This window comes from Pyxidicoccus trucidator (genome assembly GCF_010894435.1).
GTDB classification, from domain to species: domain Bacteria; phylum Myxococcota; class Myxococcia; order Myxococcales; family Myxococcaceae; genus Myxococcus; species Myxococcus trucidator.
This window is the reverse complement of sequence record NZ_JAAIXZ010000007.1, coordinates 114,815-132,878: the sequence shown is the minus strand read 5'-3', so window position 1 is coordinate 132,878 and position 18,064 is coordinate 114,815. Positions and strand designations below refer to the sequence as shown.

Annotated in this window: 11 protein-coding genes; 6 read left to right on the top strand and 5 right to left on the bottom strand. The window is 68.8% G+C overall.

What is annotated here, in order from left to right:
• Nucleotides 1-917: CARDB domain-containing protein (locus G4D85_RS21025; protein ID WP_240359412.1), on the top strand; the 917-nt coding region annotated here is incomplete at its 5' end.
• 121 nt (nt 918-1,038) lie between these two features.
• Nucleotides 1,039-2,994: a trypsin-like peptidase domain-containing protein gene (locus G4D85_RS21020; RefSeq protein WP_164014678.1), complete on the top strand. Its 1,956-nt coding sequence runs from the start codon at nt 1,039-1,041 to the stop codon at nt 2,992-2,994.
• A gap of 51 nt (nt 2,995-3,045) precedes the next feature.
• Here the strand turns inward: G4D85_RS21020 and G4D85_RS21015 are convergent, their stop codons facing one another.
• Nucleotides 3,046-3,270: a hypothetical protein gene (locus tag G4D85_RS21015; RefSeq protein ID WP_164014676.1), complete on the bottom strand. Its 225-nt coding sequence runs from the start codon at nt 3,268-3,270 to the stop codon at nt 3,046-3,048.
• A gap of 240 nt (nt 3,271-3,510) precedes the next feature.
• Between G4D85_RS21015 and G4D85_RS21010 the strand changes: the two genes are divergently transcribed.
• Nucleotides 3,511-4,374 (top strand): hypothetical protein, encoded by an 864-nt coding sequence (locus G4D85_RS21010; RefSeq protein WP_164014674.1) that lies wholly within the window; start codon nt 3,511-3,513, stop codon nt 4,372-4,374.
• Nucleotides 4,375-4,646: 272 nt separating this feature from the next.
• Here G4D85_RS21010 and G4D85_RS21005 read toward each other — a convergent pair whose 3' ends face one another.
• From G4D85_RS21005 to hflX, 3 genes are all read right to left on the bottom strand, one after another.
• Nucleotides 4,647-6,743, bottom strand: coding sequence for a PQQ-dependent sugar dehydrogenase (locus G4D85_RS21005; RefSeq protein WP_164014672.1), 2,097 nt, complete (start codon nt 6,741-6,743; stop codon nt 4,647-4,649).
• Between the two features lie 824 nt (nt 6,744-7,567).
• Entirely contained in the window at nt 7,568-12,043 is a 4,476-nt protein-coding gene (locus G4D85_RS21000) for a hypothetical protein (RefSeq protein WP_164014670.1), read from the bottom strand.
• A 258-nt stretch (nt 12,044-12,301) separates the two neighbouring features.
• Nucleotides 12,302-13,663: a GTPase HflX gene (gene hflX, locus G4D85_RS20995; RefSeq protein ID WP_164014668.1), complete on the bottom strand. Its 1,362-nt coding sequence runs from the start codon at nt 13,661-13,663 to the stop codon at nt 12,302-12,304.
• Between the two features lie 488 nt (nt 13,664-14,151).
• Between hflX and G4D85_RS20990 the strand changes: the two genes are divergently transcribed.
• Nucleotides 14,152-14,547, top strand: coding sequence for a VOC family protein (locus tag G4D85_RS20990; RefSeq protein WP_164014666.1), 396 nt, complete (start codon nt 14,152-14,154; stop codon nt 14,545-14,547).
• Between the two features lie 134 nt (nt 14,548-14,681).
• On the top strand, nt 14,682-15,086 hold the full coding sequence (locus G4D85_RS20985) for a DoxX family protein (RefSeq protein ID WP_164014664.1): 405 nt from the start codon (nt 14,682-14,684) through the stop codon (nt 15,084-15,086).
• Between the two features lie 341 nt (nt 15,087-15,427).
• Here G4D85_RS20985 and G4D85_RS20980 read toward each other — a convergent pair whose 3' ends face one another.
• Nucleotides 15,428-15,919: a hypothetical protein gene (locus tag G4D85_RS20980; RefSeq protein ID WP_164014661.1), complete on the bottom strand. Its 492-nt coding sequence runs from the start codon at nt 15,917-15,919 to the stop codon at nt 15,428-15,430.
• Between the two features lie 175 nt (nt 15,920-16,094).
• On the opposite strand from G4D85_RS20980, the gene G4D85_RS20975 reads away from it, so the two are divergent.
• Nucleotides 16,095-17,972: a hypothetical protein gene (locus G4D85_RS20975; RefSeq protein ID WP_164014659.1), complete on the top strand. Its 1,878-nt coding sequence runs from the start codon at nt 16,095-16,097 to the stop codon at nt 17,970-17,972.
• The last annotated feature ends 92 nt before the right edge of the window (nt 17,973-18,064 follow it).

Genomic DNA, 18,064 nt, shown 5'->3' with positions numbered 1-18,064 from the left:
CGCCATACCTCAACGCCGGCCAGTGCCAGGCGCTGACGGTGCAGGGCCCGGCGTATGCCTCCACCGAGGGCGCCTGGTACCTGGGCGCCGTGGTGGATCCGCAGAGCTTCATCTCCGAGCTGATTGACGACAACAACACCCGGACCGGCAGCCGCATCGGCGTGGGCAACAAGCCTGACTTCATCGTGTCCGCGGTCTCGGGGCCGGCCAGCGCCACGTCCGGACAGCAGCTCTCCGTCTCCGTGACGGTGTGCAACCAGGGCACCGTCAGTGGCAGTGCGCCGGTGGAGGTGTACCTATCGGCGGATGCAACCATCACCCCCAACGGCCCGACGGGGCCCTCGCCGGACTTCTTCGTCGGCTACGCAGCCTCGCCATACCTCAACGCCGGCCAGTGCCAGGTGCTGACGGTGCAGGGCCCGGCGTATGCCTCCACCGAGGGCGCCTGGTACCTGGGCGCCGTGGTGGATCCGCAGAGCTTCATCTCCGAGCTGATTGAGAACAACAACACCCGGACCGGCAGCCGCATCGGCGTGGGCAACAAGCCTGACTTCATCGTGTCCGCGGTCTCGGGGCCGGCCAGCGCCACGTCCGGACAGCAGCTCTCCGTCTCCGTGACGGTGTGCAACCAGGGCACCGTCAGTGGCAGCGCGCCGGTGGAGGTGTACCTGTCGGCGGACGCAACCATCACCCCCAACGGCCCGACGGGGCCCTCGCCGGACTTCTTCGTCGGCTACGCCGCCTCGCCGTACCTCAACGCCGGCCAGTGCCAGGTGCTGACGGTGCAGGGCCCGGCGTCCGTGCCCACGACAGGCTCGTACTACGCGGGGGCGGTGGTGGATCCGCAGAGCTCCATCGCGGAGCTGATTGACGACAACAACACCCGGGCGGGCACGCTGGTCTCCGTCACGCCCTGAGTTGAGCCCATCCAGGCGGCCTCTTCACAGCAAGGAGGAATGGGGGGGGCCGTCGTAGGAGAAGGATTCGTGCGCAGTGCGTTCCCCCGGGGCCGAACAACACCCCGAGGGGTACCCACGCATGCGGCAGTCTCGAAACGGAGTGCGCGCCCAGGTCCTGGGCGCGCTGCTGGGCAGTCTCGTCCTCGCAACGGGCTGTGAGCCCGCGGAGCCTGGAGGCCCCACGGCCGAGGTCGTCGCGGACGGGAAGCCGGAGCTGGAGACGCGGCAGGACAGCGTCGTCTACGGCACCGACAACCGTCAGGACGTGTCCTTGCACACCAGCCCGTTCCTGCGGGCGCGTGCCCACCAGTCCACGGTGGCGCTGATGAGTCCGTCCGCCATCAACGCGACCAACCCGAACAACGTCACGTTCACCGGGCCCGCGCTGGGTGTGGCGTACAACCTCTGCGCCACGGAGCGCTTCCTGGACGACCCGACCGGGGCGTACTGCTCGGGCACGCTCATCGACGACGACCTGGTGCTCACCGCGGGTCATTGCATCAACGCCTCGACGTGCGCCAACACCCGCATGGTCTTCAACTTCTACCGTGCGTCGGCCTTCGGACCGCAGACGGTGACGACGCAGGACATCTTCAGCTGCTCGTCGGTGGTGGTGCGCGAGCTGGGGACGGTGGGCGGGAAGGTCCTGGACCATGCCATCGTCCGGCTGGACCGCTCCGCCGCGCCGCGCTTCACCCCGGCGCCGGTGAACCCGGCGAACGCGGCCCTGGCGAGTGCCCAGGGCGTGGCGGTCATCGGCTCGGGCAGCGGCATTCCCTACAAGATTGACTCGGGCGGAACCGTGCGGGACCCGCGCGCGGCCACCCTGGACTACTTCGTGGCCACCACGGACACCTTCGGGGGCAACTCCGGCTCGGGTGTGTACGAGCTGCGCTACCAGTCGCTCGTCGGCATCCTGGTGCGCGGTGAAACGGACTACGTCGCCAACGGGAGCTGCAACCTCGTCAACGTGTGCTCGGAAACGGGCTGCCGGGGCGAGGACATCACCTACGTGCGTCCGGCCGTCGACGCGTACTGTGCCGTGTCCACCAGCCGTCGCCTCTGTGGCGAGACGTACGGAGGCAACACGCTGACGTATGACCGCGCCAACACCCAGTCCGCCACAGTGAATACGGCCGATGCGTACTTCGACCTGACCGAGGGGCAGACGGTGCACCTCGGGACGTGCGGCCTGCCGGGAGCCTTCGCCAGCGGGGACACCGTGCTGCGGCTCTACAACCAGGCGAACACGCAGGTGCTGCTCAGTGACGACGCGTTCAGCTACGGCAACTACTGCACGTTCATGCGCTACACCGTGCCAGCGGGCGGGACGGGGACGTACTCGGTGCACGCCGGGTGCATCTCCAACACCCGGTGTCGCGGCACCGTCGCATGGAGCCTGGGTGGCAACCTCTACGGTGCGGCGAACACGCAGTCCGCCACGCAGGGCACCTTCGACCAACGCTTCACCCTCACCGAGGGCCAGACGCTCCAGGTGGGCACCTGCGGCATGACGGGCGCCACCGTCACCGGCGACACCTACCTCCGGCTGTTCGACCCGCAGGGAGTGCAGCTGATGGTCAGCGATGACGCCTGTGGCGGCAGGGGGTCCAACATCAAGTACACCGTCCCCGCGGGCAAGGGGGGCAGCTACCAGCTGCGCGCGGGCTGCTACGCCAACGGGGCGTGCAGCGGCAACCTGGCCTATGCGTCCAGCGGCGGCTCCGGCTCGTTCGTCTACGACGCGGCCAACACCGCCAGCGCCACGACGGGTACCATCAACCATGACCTCATCCTGTCCGCCGGCCAGGTGCTGACGGTGGGCTCGTGCGGGATGCCCAACGCGTACACCCCGCAGGACACCTTCCTGCGGCTGGTGAACGCGGGCGGCACCGAGGTGGCCTTCAACGACGACACCTGCGGCGCGGGCTCGCGCATCACCTACACCGCGCCAGCGGACGGCATCTACCAGCTGCGCGCCGGCTGCTACGGCACCAACGCCTGCAGCGGCACCGTGGCCTACAGCACGAACTGACGCTCCGGACACACGGGCCGCTTCCCAACACGGAAGCGGCCCGGATTCCGTTCACCAGCCCTGGAAGAAGAGAGGGCTCTGCGAGCCCCCTGTCTGGAGCACGATGACCGGGAAGCAGAACGCCGTCACCACCGCGACGAGGGGCGCATGCCAGGAATGCTCATCCAGCGGGCTCCGGCCGAGCAGCCCGAGCATGGCCATCGTGCCACCCCAGGCGCACCGGGCCGGCAGGGTGGTGAGTGACACCTGCCCCAGGATGGCCCAGCCCAGGACCACGCAGGCGATACAAAGGATTCCGCAGAACACCTACCCGGTGCGGATGGCGTCGAGGCGGCCGGGAACGCGCGCACCTTCCGAGGAAGCGGGCTGTCATTCGATTGACAGTCCTTGGCATTGACGGCCAGTCGCCGCGCGAGGCGGAGGTGACCCTATTCTGACATCGAGCCGCGCGTCCCTGCTGTCTCCGCGGGCGGCCGGCCATGCACGTCTGCTCATATCCAAAGGGGTTGAAGGGTCATGTCAGAATCCCAGGTACGTGATGCCTCGAAGGCAACTTTCGAGGTCCTCACGGAGAAGGGGCTCGCGGAGCGTCGGCGCAAGGAAGGTGCGCGGGTCATCGAGCATGGCGGGCGCCCCTGGGAGGAAATGGGAGCGCCCGGGTTCTTCCAACCCGTGCATCTGCTGGCGCGCCTGCGGCCGGAGCAGGCGACCCGGCCCACCCGGCTGAGCTGGGGTTACCGGGCGGCGCTGAGGCCAGAGGATGCGAATGCCGCGAACGGCAGCATTCCCGTCATGCGGTTGGCGGACCTGGAGCGCTACGACGTCAACAGTCTCTCCTCGAGCCGGAGGAACAGGCTCCGGAAATGCCAGCGGCTCGTGCGCGTCGTGCAGCTCACCGGCCCCGACCTCCTGGAGGCGCAGGGGTACGAGCTGGTCGTCGAGGCGCTCTCACGGACCCGGCACCGGAAGCCACCCTCGCGTGCGGACTACGTCGCGGAGGTGAGGAGGTACTTCCAGGACAACCACTGGTGCGTGCTCGCCGGCCTCATCGATGACAGGCTCGGAGGGTTTCGCATCAGCTACGCCGTGGATGGCGTCGCATACTCGGTGAAGGCGTACTACGCCACCTGGGCGCTGCCGACGAACATCTCGACCGGGCTGGTCTTCGAATTCGCGCAGCTCTGCCGGAGGACACCAGAAATCCGGCTGCTCGTGAGTGGTCAGCACTCACGCGAGGATGCCCAGCTCAGGCAGTTCAAGGAGGACATGGGGTTCGTCCTCGAGCACATGCCGAGCCGGTGGAACATGAATGTGCTCGCGCAGGCATTCATCCGCTGGAAGCGCCCCCACGCGTACTACCGGTTGACGGGCAGGGCCTGACTCACGCGTTGCGGCCGCGGCCCGTTTCCTCCGCCACCGGGTCAAAGGCATCGCGGGCACGCTGAACCGCCGGGCGGTGGCTCTGGGCCCACGCCGCAAGCGCGCTGACCGGCTCGAGCAACGACCTCCCAGTGCGCCACCAGGGGCAGGGGTTCGGATGGGGAACGGAGGGGCGGGGATAGAGGAACGCGACGAACGTGTCGAAGGTCTCCGGAATGTCATGCGTCCCATGCCCCCGGCCCCTCCTGGGCTCCGGGGGCCTTGAACGCTCCCTACTGTCCGAGCACGACGCGGAAAATCTTCTCGTTGCTGTTGTCGGGGATGCTGTCCTTGTCGCCCTGGTTGGTGGTGGTCATCCACAGGTTGCCATCGAGGGTCGGCTCGACGGTGCGCAGCCGGCCGTAGGTGCCGACGAAGAACTGCTGCACGTTGGTCAGCTCGGTGCCGCTGATGACCTCGCGGTAGAGCCGTGAGCCACGGGCGCAGGCCACGTAGAGGACGTCGCGGACCACTGCGATGCCGGAGCAGGAGCCTTCCGCCGTGGAGTAGGTCCGCTTCGGGGCGATGTACCCGGCCGTCGCGCAGCCCGAGCCGCCCTGGGACACCGTTCCTTCACAGTTCGGCCAGCCGTAGTTCCCACCCCGCTGGATGAGGTTCGTCTCATCCATCACCGAGTTGCCGAACTCCTGTTCCCACAGACGACCCTGGGAATCGAACGCCAGCCCCTGCGGGTTGCGGTGGCCGTAGCTCCATACGTAGTTGCCGAAGGGGTTGTCGGACGGGATGGTGCCGTCGGCATTGAGCCGCAGAACCTTGCCGGCCAGGTTGTTGAGGTCCTGCGCGTAGGCGCCGTTCTGGGCATCACCCGTCGATGCGTAGAGCTTCCCGTCCGGGCCGAAACGCAGGCGCCCGCCGTTGTGGAACTTGTTGCGGCCGATGCCCTGGAGCAGCACCTGGAGCGAGGAGGTGTTGAGGACGCCGTTCTCGTACTTGAGGCGCACGATTCGGTTGTCGGTGGGGGACGTGTGCATCACGTACAGCCAGCGGTCGCTGGAGAAGGAGGGGGAGATGGCCAGTCCCATCAGCCCGCCCTCGCCGTCGGTGCTCTGGACGTTGGGGAGGGTTCCCACCGACGTCTTCTGGCCCGTCGCCGGGTCCAGGCGAACGATGTTCTGCGCGTCCCTGCGGCCGTAGAGCACCGAGCCGTCCGGCAGGTTCACCAGGCCCCACGGGATATCCGTGTCGGTGGCCACCTGCGACACGGAGCAGACGGCGTTCGTGCAGGCCTGGCCGGTGGTGACTGTCACGGCCGAGCTCTGGGCGGACGCATTGGCCTGGGCGTCACGGGCGAGCACGGCGTACGCGTAGGTCGTGTTCGGGGAGAGGCCGCTGTCGACGAAAGCCGTCCCGGGCGGCGAGCCGGACACCGTTCCAATCTTCACGCCCCCTCGGAACACGTCGTACGCGCTCACGCCCACGTTGTCGGTCGACGCGGTCCAGCTCACCGTGACGCTGGTGCCCAGGGCGGTGGCGGTGACGCCGGTCGGGATACTGGGGGGCTGGGTATCCACCTGGCACTGCGGCGGGGTGAGGGTGAGCGTAGCGCTGCCTTGAGAGACGTTGCCCGCCGCATCCCGCGCATTCACATACAGCCCCCAGGTCGCGCCGGGGACCACCGTCAGCTGGGTGGACACCGTGGCGGCGGAGACGGACTTCATGTGCTGGCCGTCGTGGTAGACGTCATAGAAGGCGACCCCCTCGTTGTCCGTGGACGGAGACCACGTGAGCGTGGCCGAGTTGCACGTCACGTTGGACAGGGTGAGTCCCGTGGGCACGGTGGGAGGCTGGGTGTCGGGCGGCAGCGACCACTGCTGGTTCGTCTGGCCGTTGCAATTCCAGACCACCACCGGCGAGCTGTTGGCGGTGGCCTGGCCGGACACGTCGAGGCACAGCGAGGTCGGCGTATGGACCACCGTGCCGTTGGCGTTGCGGACCCACCGCTGGTTCGCGGCCCCGGTGCAGGCACCGATGACCGCTCGGGCCCCGGCGCTGGAGGTCGCTGGCTGGACGCACCAGGCGCCGTCGAACACGCGCAGCTCGCCCTCGGGCGTGAACAGGAACCGCTGGTTCGCCTGCGCGTGGCAGTCATAGATGTTGAGCCCCTGCCCCGACGTCTGGCTGTTCTGGGCCACGTCGAGGCAGCGGCCGGACTGCACGCCGATGAGCCGGGTGCCCGAGGTGACCGCGGCGGTCTGCGTCGAGAGGTCTGGGGTGCCGCGCTCCGTGTTGACTCCACAGGCGGCAATGGTGGCGAAGCATGAGGCGAGGACGATGCGGAGAGCTGCGACGGGCAGGTGACGACCATTCATTGCCACGCTCCTGGGTGTGCCACCTCCTTCCCGGTATTCCGGGTTGAGCTCAAGCAATCTTCATGGGACTGCCTCCTCGGATGTTGAACTCTCGGCAGCAGCTGCTCGCAATACCTCGCCCTCTGTCGCACCTCTCATCCGCTTTCCGCAATCCGATTGCACCTTTTCGTCGGGAGTGGATGGTTTGCTGGGCTTCTGGATGCGGAGGCGGCGGGAATCGAAACCGCACAGGCTGAGCGTGGCTCACGCCCGGCGCCCACGACGTGGGAGTCCGCAGAGTCAGTCATGGCTGGAGAATTCATACCTCACCAGAAACACCACTCGCGGCGGGTTTGCCTGTCAATGCGCGGGGGCGTTACGCTTCTCATCGGTACCCACCCGAGAAGTACCGGAGGCCGCATGCAAAGCCGCGTTCTCGTTGTCGGTTCGATGCTTGTCGCGGGAGTGCTGACCGGTTGTGGAGGTGTAGAACCCAACGGGGAGAATCCAGACTCCCCTGTCGCCGAACAGACTCAATCGCTGGCACCCTCGTGTCCCGCGGGATACACGGGGTCCTACGTCTGGAACTGCGCGCGATTGGCAAGGTGGCAAGCGCCCTGCTACTACTCGGGAGGCCCCGGTTTCTACAACGTGGAGCACCTCTATTGCCAATCCGGCTCGAGCTTCATCGATGCGGTTCCGACGGGTGTCTACGCCTGCGGTGATTGTTTCTAGCCCGGCGGCCTCACCTTCAATCGCTCTCCCTCTCCACACCCGGGCCTCGGCTCAAACCATGGTCGTAGACGTAAGGGATTGAGCCGCGCCACCGCGGGTACACCTGTCGCTCACGGGGTGAGCGACAGGTCCACGGTGAAGCCCGTGCCACCCCGGACGACGAGGACGTGGGTGCCCGCGGGCAGCGCGTTCCGTGTGAGCACCAACGGCGCCGAGGAGAAGCCGGTGGCGCGGCACACCGCCTCCGCCCCCGCGCAGCCCGCCAGCAGCCCCATGGAGAACGTGTCGCTCGTGTTCTGGCGACGGAGCGTGGCCGACAGGTTGAGCATGCGGTCCGTGGTGAAGGTGAAGTAGGCATCGGGCCGGTTGCCGGAATCACACGTCAACCTCGCGTCCGAGCCGAGCGCGGCCGGGTCCAGGGTGACGGTCGCCGTGCCGCCCGCCGCGCCATTCGAGAAGGACACGGGGAGCGCGCCCGCGCAGACGTCGCCCGCCGCGAAGTCGTCGACCTCCACGTCGAGCTGGAAGGTGCCCGTCGGGTTGTCCAGCGGCGACTTGACGATGAGGTACGAGGTTCCGGCCGGGAGGTCGGCGGACACGCGGGAGAGGCCGTCCAGGGAGGCGCGCTCGCAGGCGAGCTGCGAGGCCTCATCGGCACAGGGGTTGCCCCGGACGGACAGCACCGGCTGCGTCACGGCCGGCGAGCCCAGGGCGCGGGCATGGAGGCGCCGCGGACGGTCGGTGGTGACCGCGAAGACGGCATCGCTGCCGTCGAAGCCCCAGCAGTCCCGGTGGTCCTCGAAGTAGTCGGGGAACGCGCGGGTGAGCGTCGCGCGGCCGTGGGTGCCCTGGGAGAGCGTCAACGGCTCCGGACTCGTGCAGCTCTCGCCCACCTGTCCCGAGGGCGACAGGCGCGCAACCAGCTCGAAGGCACCGTCCTGGGTGGCGTCGTAGCCGTCGATGACGACGTAGTACGTGCCCGCGGGCAGGTCGCGGTAGCTCGTCCAGGTGTCCGGCGAGAAGGTGGGAGTCGACTCGCAGCGCAGGTCGCTGTCGAAGCTGGTGCACCCCCGGCGCAGCGACACGGTGGGCCGGAAGCCGGAGGTGAGGGCCTTCGTGGACAGGCGCAGGTTCATCCGCTCCGTGGTGGTAAAGGTGTAGACGGAGTCCGGCGCGTTGCGCGTTCCAGACGAAGCCCCGCAGGAGGGCGTCAGGTCATGGAAGAAGCGCCCCGTGTCGCCCTGGACGGTGACGTGCCCGGGGCCGCTCGTCGGCAGCCCCAGGGGGAGCGCGCTGGCGCAGACGTCACCCGCCGGCCGCGCTCCCAGGGTCACCTTCAGCGAGTAGTCGTCGGGGGCGTCGTAGCCCCCCCTTTCCACGAACAGATAGTAGGTGCCCGGAGCCAGGTCCGTGGTGCGGAGGGACGACCGCGCCCTACCGCCAGGGGCGCAGGTGACCTCCGTGCCTGTGCCGTCACAGGCGCCGCCATGCAGGGAGAGGGACGGCGCCTTCGTGCCCGAGGCGTTGGTGGCCTCGGCGATGAAGCTCATCGGCTGGGTGGTGGTGAAGGTGTAGACGCGGTCCTCGTAGAGCGCCGAGCAGCCCACCTGATGGTCGTCGAAGGCGCCCGCGAAGGTCCCTGGCACTTCGGTGGTGCCTCCCTCCGGAGCGAAGCTGAGCGGAATGGCGATGTCGCAGGTGTCTCCGGGGGTGGGCAGCGTCAGCGAGGCCTGGAGCGTCAGGGGCCCCTCTTCGCGCGCCTGCTCGAAGTCCACGACGAGCAGGTACGTGCCCGGCTGCAGGTTGCCCCGGGCGAACGGGCCCGAGGACGTGTAGACCGCCTCGCAGGAGAGCGACTCACCGCAGCTCCGGATGAGGGACAGGCGGGGAACCCCGGTGGACGCATCGCGCGGCACGGCCACGTACAGGTCGAGCACTCGGTCGATGGTGAACGTGAAGTACGCGTCCGCCCCGTCCCCGAAACAGCCTCCGCTCGGGTCATCGAAGAAGTCACGCGGGTCGAAGTTGAGGACCGAGGTGCCTCCCGCGGCGCCCTCCGAGAACACCAGCGGGAGCGGGTTCGCGCACGTCTCTCCCGGCTGATGAGGAACCGCTGATACTTCGAGCGAGTAGGCATCGGGGCCACCGGAGGTGTGGTCCACGGAGAAGAAGTGGGTGCCGGCCCCCAGGCTCTCCGCGCGCAGGGTCGTCACACCGTCCGTTCCCCGCTGCCCGCACCCGCGGCCGGACGCCCGGCACGTGGCGTCGGCGAGCGACACCATGCCCCGGGCCGAGGACTGCGCGGGCGTCATCTTCACCTTCACGTCCAGCTCGCGGTCGAGGGTGAGCGAGTAGACATGGTCCGGGAAGGAGGGGGAGATCTGGTTGCAGGAGTCGAGGTCATCCGCCATGCCCACGGTCGTCCCCGTGAGGGTGGCCGTGCCTCCCGCGGGCCCCTCGGACAGCGTCACCGGGGTGGCCACCGCGCAGGTGTCGCCCACCGGAGTCGGCGTCGCGGAGACCTCCAGGTGGTAGTCCGTGCCGGCGACTGTCGGGCCCTTCACCCAGAGGAAGTATGTGCCCGCGGGGAGGGCCGTCTGCCGGAGCACGCGCGAGGCCTGGGCCGTCGACACGCAGCTCTGAGCCAGGGGTACGACATCCGTGCAGGTCGGAACGAGGATGAGGGCCGGGGCATTGCTCGTGCCCTGGGCCGTGGCCGTCACCACCAGGTTCGAGTGCGGGTCGGTGAGCGTGAGGCTGTACACGCGGTCGGGCAGGTCGTAGCCCATGCAGGCGCTGTTGCCGTTCTCCTGTGAGCTGCCCTGCGTGCTGGCGTCGTGCGTGCGCGTGCCGCCCCCCGCGGGGAAGTCGAAGCCGGCGGGGTTGATGCAGGACTCTCCTTCGGACGCGGGCTCCGCGCTCACGTCGAGCGTGAAGCCTGCCCCGGTGGCCGACTCGATGACGAAGAAGTACGTGCCCGCGAGGAGCAGCTCCTGGACGGTGGCGGTCGCTCCCGTCTGGCAGGCCGTCGAATAGGGCGTCCCGCAGTGGCGTGTCTCCATGATGCGCAGGGCGAGCGAGCCGCTCGTGCCCGTCCGCGTCGCGGTGGCGTGGACGAGCAGGGGCTGGTCGATGGTGAGCGAGTAGACGCGCTCGGGCACGGTGCCCGTCGCGCCGCACTCCTCGGGAATCTCGTCCGTCGCGCCGCTCATGGTGTTGGTCACCCGGGCGGTGCCGCCGGCCGCGCCATTCGAGAGGGAGATGGGAATGGGACGCGCGCACGTCTCGCCCTGGGGGCGTGCTCCGGTGAGCTGCGCCGACAGCGTGAGGGTGCGGGTCTCGAAGGCGGACGAATCGGTGAAGAGGAAGTACTCGCCCGGGGCGAGGTCGGCGACGGAGAGCGCCGGGCCGCAGCCCAGGTCCACGCCGTCACAGGCGGAGCGCAGGGCGAGCACGTTGGAGGACGAGAGTGAGCTGCCGCTGAGCGTCGCGGAGAAGTCGCTCGTCTGGTCCACCCGGAAGCGGTAGACGGAGTCGGGCCCGGGCGTCGAGTCCATGCAGCCCAGCGTGAAGTCGTTCGCGCGGCCCTCGGTCGGCACGAAGGCGGTGGCCTGACGGTTGGCATCAAAGGTCAGCAGGGAGGCCTCCGAGCAGACCTCTCCGCTAGGCGACGGCCGGGTGTTGAGGGAGAGGTCGAACTCGCCGGCGGCGAGGGTCTCCGAGGACACGATGACGGAGTACGTCCCCGTGTAGAGCTCACCCTCGAAGCGGGGGGTCCCCGGCCTGGAGGCGTTGCAGGTGGGGCTCGTGCAGATGAAGTCCACGGTGAGCACGGGCTGGAACCCGGGGGTGCGCGAGGTGACGGAGACCTGCACCTCCGACGGGGCCACGAGCGTGAAGGTGTACACCGCGTCGCGCGCGCCCTCGACGCAGCTGAGCGTGTCAGGCGCGTAGCGGCGGAGGTCATCCCGGAGGGTGGCACTCCCACCGGACAGCGTGAGCGCGCGAGGCGCGGCGCAGGTGTCGCCCGCCCCGGCCGGAGACAGCCGCAGCTCCACGTGCAGCGGGGAGCTCGCGGTGCCGACCGCCTCCACCCAGCCGAAGAGCCGGCCGCGCTGGGCCACCGTCGTGACGCGCGCGCTCCGGCCGCCCGCCGGGGCGAGGTCGCACCGGGACTCCGAGCCGCCCTGGGCGCACTCGCCGCGCAGGGCGACGAGGGGCCGCACTCCCTCGTCGTCCGAGCGCACGACGAGCTCGACATAGGTGCCGTTCTCCGGCACGTCGAAGGCGACGACCGCATCGGCGCCTCCGGTGCCGCAGCTCGCGGTGGTGTCGTCGGCCAGGTCGGTCAGGTCGACGGTCGCGCTCGCGAAGCCTTCCGAGTCCACGCGCAGCTCGATGGGCGCGACGCAGGCTTCACCCTCGAGCGGCTCCACGGGCGTCTCACACCGTCCGGAGACGCAGACGGCGGTGAGGCAGTCGCTGCACGTCGCCCCCGCCAGGCCGCAGGCGGCGTTCTCCGTGCCCGCGCGACACTGGCCGGCGCTGTCGCAGCAACCCGCGCAGCTTCCAGGGCCACAGGTCACCCCAGCGTCGGGCCTTCCGGCGTCAGGCGTGTCCACCGACCCCGCATCGGGCGCGCCGTCAGAGGGAGGTGGTTCCGAAGAACACGCGAGGAAGGTGACTGCGAGCAGGACAAGGAGGTTGCGCATGGCCGCTGTTCCCGGGGGGGCGAGCCTTCGTGCCTCTTCGAACGGCCCCCCTCGCTGGCCGGACTATACATTTTCATGCGACGGGCCCGGTACAGGAGACCCGGCCTTTCCTGGAGCCGGGTCCCCCGAGCCTCAGCGTCCGTGGAGCCGCTTCAGCCGCGCGAGCACGGAAGCCGGCGCTCGCACGACCAGGGTCACCCCGCGCTCGGAGTACTCCTCCGAAACGATGCGGGCGCTGGCCCGGACCTCTCCGAGCAACGCGCCGCGCGCGTAGGGCACCTCGAGTGTCTCGGTGGCCATGGCCGCCTCGAAGAAGGCGACGAGGCTCTCCCGGAGCCGCCGCAGGTCCTCCGCGTCGTGGGCGCAGGTCTGCAAGGCCTCCGGGAACTGCCGGGCCAGCAGCGCTCGTCCCTCGGGGCTCACGCGGTCAATCTTGTTGAGCAGGACGAGCGAGGGCGTCGCCGCCGCTCCCAGCGCGTCGATGGCGCGGCGGGTGACGTCGAGCTGCGTGAGCAGCTCCGGGTCCGCGGCATCGACGACGTACAGCAGGAGCGAGGCGTCGCGAGCCTCGTCGAGCGTGGACTGGAACGACGCGATGAGCGCATGCGGCAGGTTCCGGATGAAGCCCACCGTGTCGGAGACGAGGATGCGCGGCGTCGTCTCCGGCTGGAGCGCGCGGACCGTGGTGCCGAGCGTCGCGAACAGCGCGTCCTCCACCAGGACCTCGCTGCCCGTCAGGGCCCGCATCAGGGAGGACTTCCCGGCGTTCGTGTAGCCCACCAGGGCCACCAGGGGCACGTCCTTCCTGCGCAGCCGGTGGGTGGCGTGGGTGGCCCGTGCCGCGTCCAGCTCCCGGCGCAGGTCGGCCATCCGCTCGCGGGAGCGCTGCCGGGCGAGCTCGACATTCGTATGTCCCCGGCCTCCGCGCCCGCCACCTCCCTCGCGGTCTCCGAGCGAGGCGTCGTCGCGGATGCGGGGTGCCTCATAGGCGAGCCGCGCGAGCTCGACCTCCAGGCGTGCCTCTTGCGTCCGGGCGCGCTGCTCGAACACCCGCAGGATGACCGCCGTGCGGTCCAGCACCTCGCAGCCGAGCGCCAGTTCCAGGTTCCGGAGCTGCCCCGGAGTGACGTCCGAGTCGATGACGACCACGTCCACTCGCGTCGCCCCCGCCCCGTCCGGGCCGGACGCCTCCGGACTCGCCTCCTGAGGCCGTGCGTGCGCGCGAGGTCCTGGAGTGCTCGCGCCAGGGCCCCCGGTGAGGGCCGCGAGCTCTCGCAGCTTGCCCTCTCCGAGCAGCGAGGGCGACGTGGCGTTGGGCCGCTTCTGGAGGGTGGTGCCGGCCACGCGGAGGCCGAGCCCGAGGACGAGCCTCTCCAACTCGGAGAGGGAGGCCGAGACTTCGGCGTCCTCGGCGTGGGGGAGCTGGACTGCGACGAGGAGGGCGCTGGGGCCGTGCTGCGAGGGACCGCGGAAACGAGGGTTGCGCTGAGGCATGGTGAGGCCTTCTCCGGAACGACAGGGGAGGGCCCGAGGCGGGGGCTCATGTCCGTCGCGGGGGACCCTGCGCGCTCGTCACGTGAGCACCCGTGACGGGCGTGCTCGGAGCGGTGCAGGACTCACAGGGCACCCGGGGCATGCGCTTCGCGCCCGGACCTTTCGAGAGGGAAAGGGGGCACGGAAGGCGGCAGCGACGCACGTGCGCGTGGCGCGTCCACGCCGGGTGGGCGGGACGGACTCACGGCGACGGTTCGTTGCCGCGGCTCAGCGCAGCCGGATGTAGTACGCGAACATGCGGCTCATTATCGAAGGGGCACCGCCACCGCGCAACCCCGCTGCCGCGTGGGCGTTGCCTTGCAAGCGGGCCTGCTCACCGTGCGGGAGACCGAGCGGAGCGTGTGCCCCTCGCTGCGGGCCGTCCCGGGCGCCCTCACGATGGCCATGAGGAACTGCACCGCGTCATCTCGCCGGATGGAGTCGCGACAATGGAAGCAGACACTGTGAAGCTGGGGGAGACCCAGGCGTTCAGCGGGTTCTCGGTCAAGGACATCCAGGCCGCGCGGAGGTTCTACGCGGAGACGCTGGGCCTGAAGGTGTCGGAGGAGGACGGCCTGCTGGTGCTGCACCTCGCCGGAGGCCGTGACGTCATGGCCTATCCCAAGGAGGACCACGTCCCCGCGACGTTCACCATCCTCAACTTCCCGGTGCGGGACGTGGAGAAGGTCGTCGACGAGCTGACCGCGCGTGGAGTGCGCTTCGAGCGCTACCCGCAGTTCGCCGCGGACACCGACGCGAAGGGCATCTTCCGGGGAGAAGGGCCGGTGATTGCCTGGTTCAAGGACCCGGCAGGCAACGTGCTGTCCATCATCCAGGAGAGCTGACGCCGGGGCAGCCCCTCGCGTCGCGCGAGGGATGCCGCAGCATCTGTTCACGCGTTGACGCCGGGACATCCCGGGGGAAGCCGCGCCGGAGGCCGGTCCGTCGTAGGCTGCCCGCCTCATTTTCGGAGGTCCCCATGGGATTCCTGCGGCCCCACGCCGAACGCATCTACGCGCTCCTCCGCATCATGACTGGATTCATGTTCCTGCATCACGGGCTGCAGAAGCTCTTCGGCCTGTTCGGCGGCACGCCCCCCGGGGCGCCGCCGTTCATCATCTACGGCGCGGGCGCCATCGAGTTCGTGGGCGGCGCGCTCGTCCTCCTCGGGCTGTTCGCGGGCCCCGCGGCCTTCATCTGCAGCGGCACCATGGCGGTGGCCTTCTTCATCGGGCACGTGGCTCCCGCCGGGGGCAACATCCTCCCCATCGTGAACAAGGGCGAGCTCGCGGCGCTCTACTGCTTCGTGTTCCTCTACATCGCGGCGCATGGCTCCGGCATCTGGAGTGTCGACGCCGCGCGCGGAGCCTCGAAGCGCTCATGAGGCGCGGGGCGCAGCCTCCAGCGCCCGCCCCACCTGCTTTCGCGTCGGAACGTGCTCCGCGCGTGGCCGTTCGTGCGCGCCGGCTGGCTTCGCGCGCAGCCCCGCGCGCCTCTCTCACGGAGCGGTGAACACGGAGCTGAGGGCGTCCGCGCTGGCGAGGCCTGGCGGGAGCTGATGCAGAAGCAAGCTGCCTGATGACGACCAACCTGGTGTCTCAACAATCCGGTGCGGTACAGACCCGGGCCACCACTTCGAGGCGCTCGTTTTCTTGAAGGGCGTCGACCTCGCGAGCGAGGCCAGCTCCATCCGCCCAGGAGGCGCGCACCTGGAGTCCTTCCTCCTCAGCCCGCGAAATCTTCGGGGTCGACAAAGGCCAGGGTGTCGATGCCCGCCTCCTCGACCGCGCGGCGGACGGAGTCATGAATCAAGATGACATTGACCGCCTCCGCCAGGCGGAACAACAACGCCCCACTTGGCTCCGCCCTGGGCCGCTTGCCGATCAGGTTGAATGCGACGAAATCGGTAGCGACTGTCTCGGTCAGGGGGTCGCGCAACGTGGCCGGATAAACCGCGAGGTTATCCACCCCCGCCTGCACCAGCGCCGTGTGCAGGCGACGGGACATGACAGTAATCGGCGTCAGCCACAAATCCCCCAGCACCCACCCTTCTTCATCCGTGCCGCGCAGCCCCAGCGCGATGGGCGTGGGCGGCGGCGCGGCAAACGCCACCCCGGTCATCCAGCTGCGCAAAGGGTGGTCGCGCGTGTAGTGAAGCCGGGCGCGGTTGCCGGTATCAGGGTCCTCCACACGCAATACAGAGTAGGGCTGTTCCATGCGGAGCGGTCCTTTCATGAGCCCGAGAGCCTACTCTGCCGCACGTGGAGGCCTTCATCCTTGACGCTCACCGCCGGGAGTCGCAGCGGACCGGAACGAATCATCGCACGAGAAGGTTTCGTGCACTGGGCGTTTACCTGGGGCTGACCACCAGCCCTCGAATGGAGCCCAGCCCGTGAAGACGTATTTCAGAGCAGCCTGCTTGCTGTCGTTGTCCCTGTCGTTCGCCGGATGTGGCGCGCCGGAGGGCACCGAAAACGTCGGCGAAGAGGTGCTGGGAGAGGTCCGTGGGGACATCAAGGTCGGCAGCTCGATGGATTGCCCGACGGGCACGAGCGGTACGTGCACGGTCCTCGGCATGCCGCTCCTGAGCCAGACGAGCAACCTGATCGACGTCGACGTGCAGTCGATGAGCCCCTGGGGGTGTTACGACACATCCATCGCCACGGTCGTGAACACGGCGCTCGCCAATCGGACCAGTCCGCGAGCGTTGACCGACCGTACGCTGACCTGGGACACCCTCGTGGCCGGCAACAACGGCGCCACTCCCCCGCTGGCGACCACGAAGGCCTACGAACAGGTCACGCAGCAGTACCGTTGGGCAAACGCGGCGCAGCCGATGTACTTCCACGAGCTGCTCAAGGACTTCGACACGGCGTCCACGACGGTTCGCAAGTTTCCCACGGGCTGTGCCCCGGACGTCTACGGCTCCTGCGCATGGAGCACCAGCGTCCTCGTCAACGATACCGTCGGTGCCGCCTTCCGTGACTTCAGCGACCAGACGCGGCACGTCACGAACGACTACATCAAGGGCCAGATGAACGCCGGGTTCGCGATGATGATCGCGTACGGCCGCTACACCCCGCAGAAGGTGTGGGACGCCAACCTCGGCGGCTATCGCATGACCTTCACGCTGGGCAGCCAGCACAAGGTCGCGTTCAGCGGCTATCAGGCAGGGACCTACCCGCTGCGCATCAATGACGTTGGCGATGGGCAGCGCTACAACGTCTCCGTGACCTCAGACGTCTCGCTGATTGGCACGTTCGATGGCATTGCCGCGAGCAGCGTCAAGGCCTGGGACTTCCCCAATGGGAGGAAGGAGCAGACCTTCGTCCGCTACGACCCCGCGGTGTCGCCGACCCCGCAGGTGTTCTTCGTAGAGCACGTCGATGGCCTGTCGCTCAGCCTGCCGACGTCTGGTCCCGTGCGTCAGGTGTTCAGCGGGACGTGGGGGACCGGGTGGACGACACTCATGCCCTTCACCCTGAATGGCGAGCCGCATCAACTGGCGTACAACACCAGCACCGGCGCCGTGCACTTCGACAAGTTCTACGCGAACGCGAATGGCACGAACACCGTGTGGAGCTATACGTGGGGCACCGGCTTCACCCACTTCGCGCCGTACTCCATCAACAACTACCCATACTTCATCGCCTACAACAGCACGACGGGCGACGCGCACTACGACACGTTCCCCAGCAACCTGCAGGGGCCGATCATCAAGGCCATCAAGACCTGGCCGGCCGGGTTCACGAGCATCGAACCGTTCGTCATGAATGGTGAGAACTACCTGCTCCTGTACAACAAGAACACGGGCGCCGTGCGCCACGAGAAGCTGAACTCGACGGGTAGCGACTCGACCACGACCTGGTCGGGCACGTGGGGCACCGGCTTCACGCACTTCGCCGCCTACGACATCGGGGGGACGCCGCACCTGGTGGCGTACAACGCCGCCAACGGCCTCATCCACCACGACAGGATCGTGTCCAACGGGGTGAGCGTGCTCTCCAGCGCGACCCTGGCCACTGGCATGAACCTGAAGACGCTGGCCTTCAATGGGCCGGGCCATGTGCTCGCGTATCAGCCTGGAACCGGCAGCGCTTCGACGAAGCGCCTCGCGCTCGATGGCACGACGTCCGCCGACGCCTTCGCCGGCACGATGTTCACGGGCGCGACCACTGTCGTGCCGTTCATGCAGGGTGGCAAGCCGTACGTGCTGATGTACAGCCAGAGCACGGGCACGGTTCGCTCGTACGAGCTCTCGATGTTCTGAGCAGGGCTTGAAGGGTGACGAAGGGCCTGGAGTCCTGGGGGAGTCCCTCTCAACTCCTGGCCCTTTGCCTGTTGCGCCTGTTGCGAGCCCTC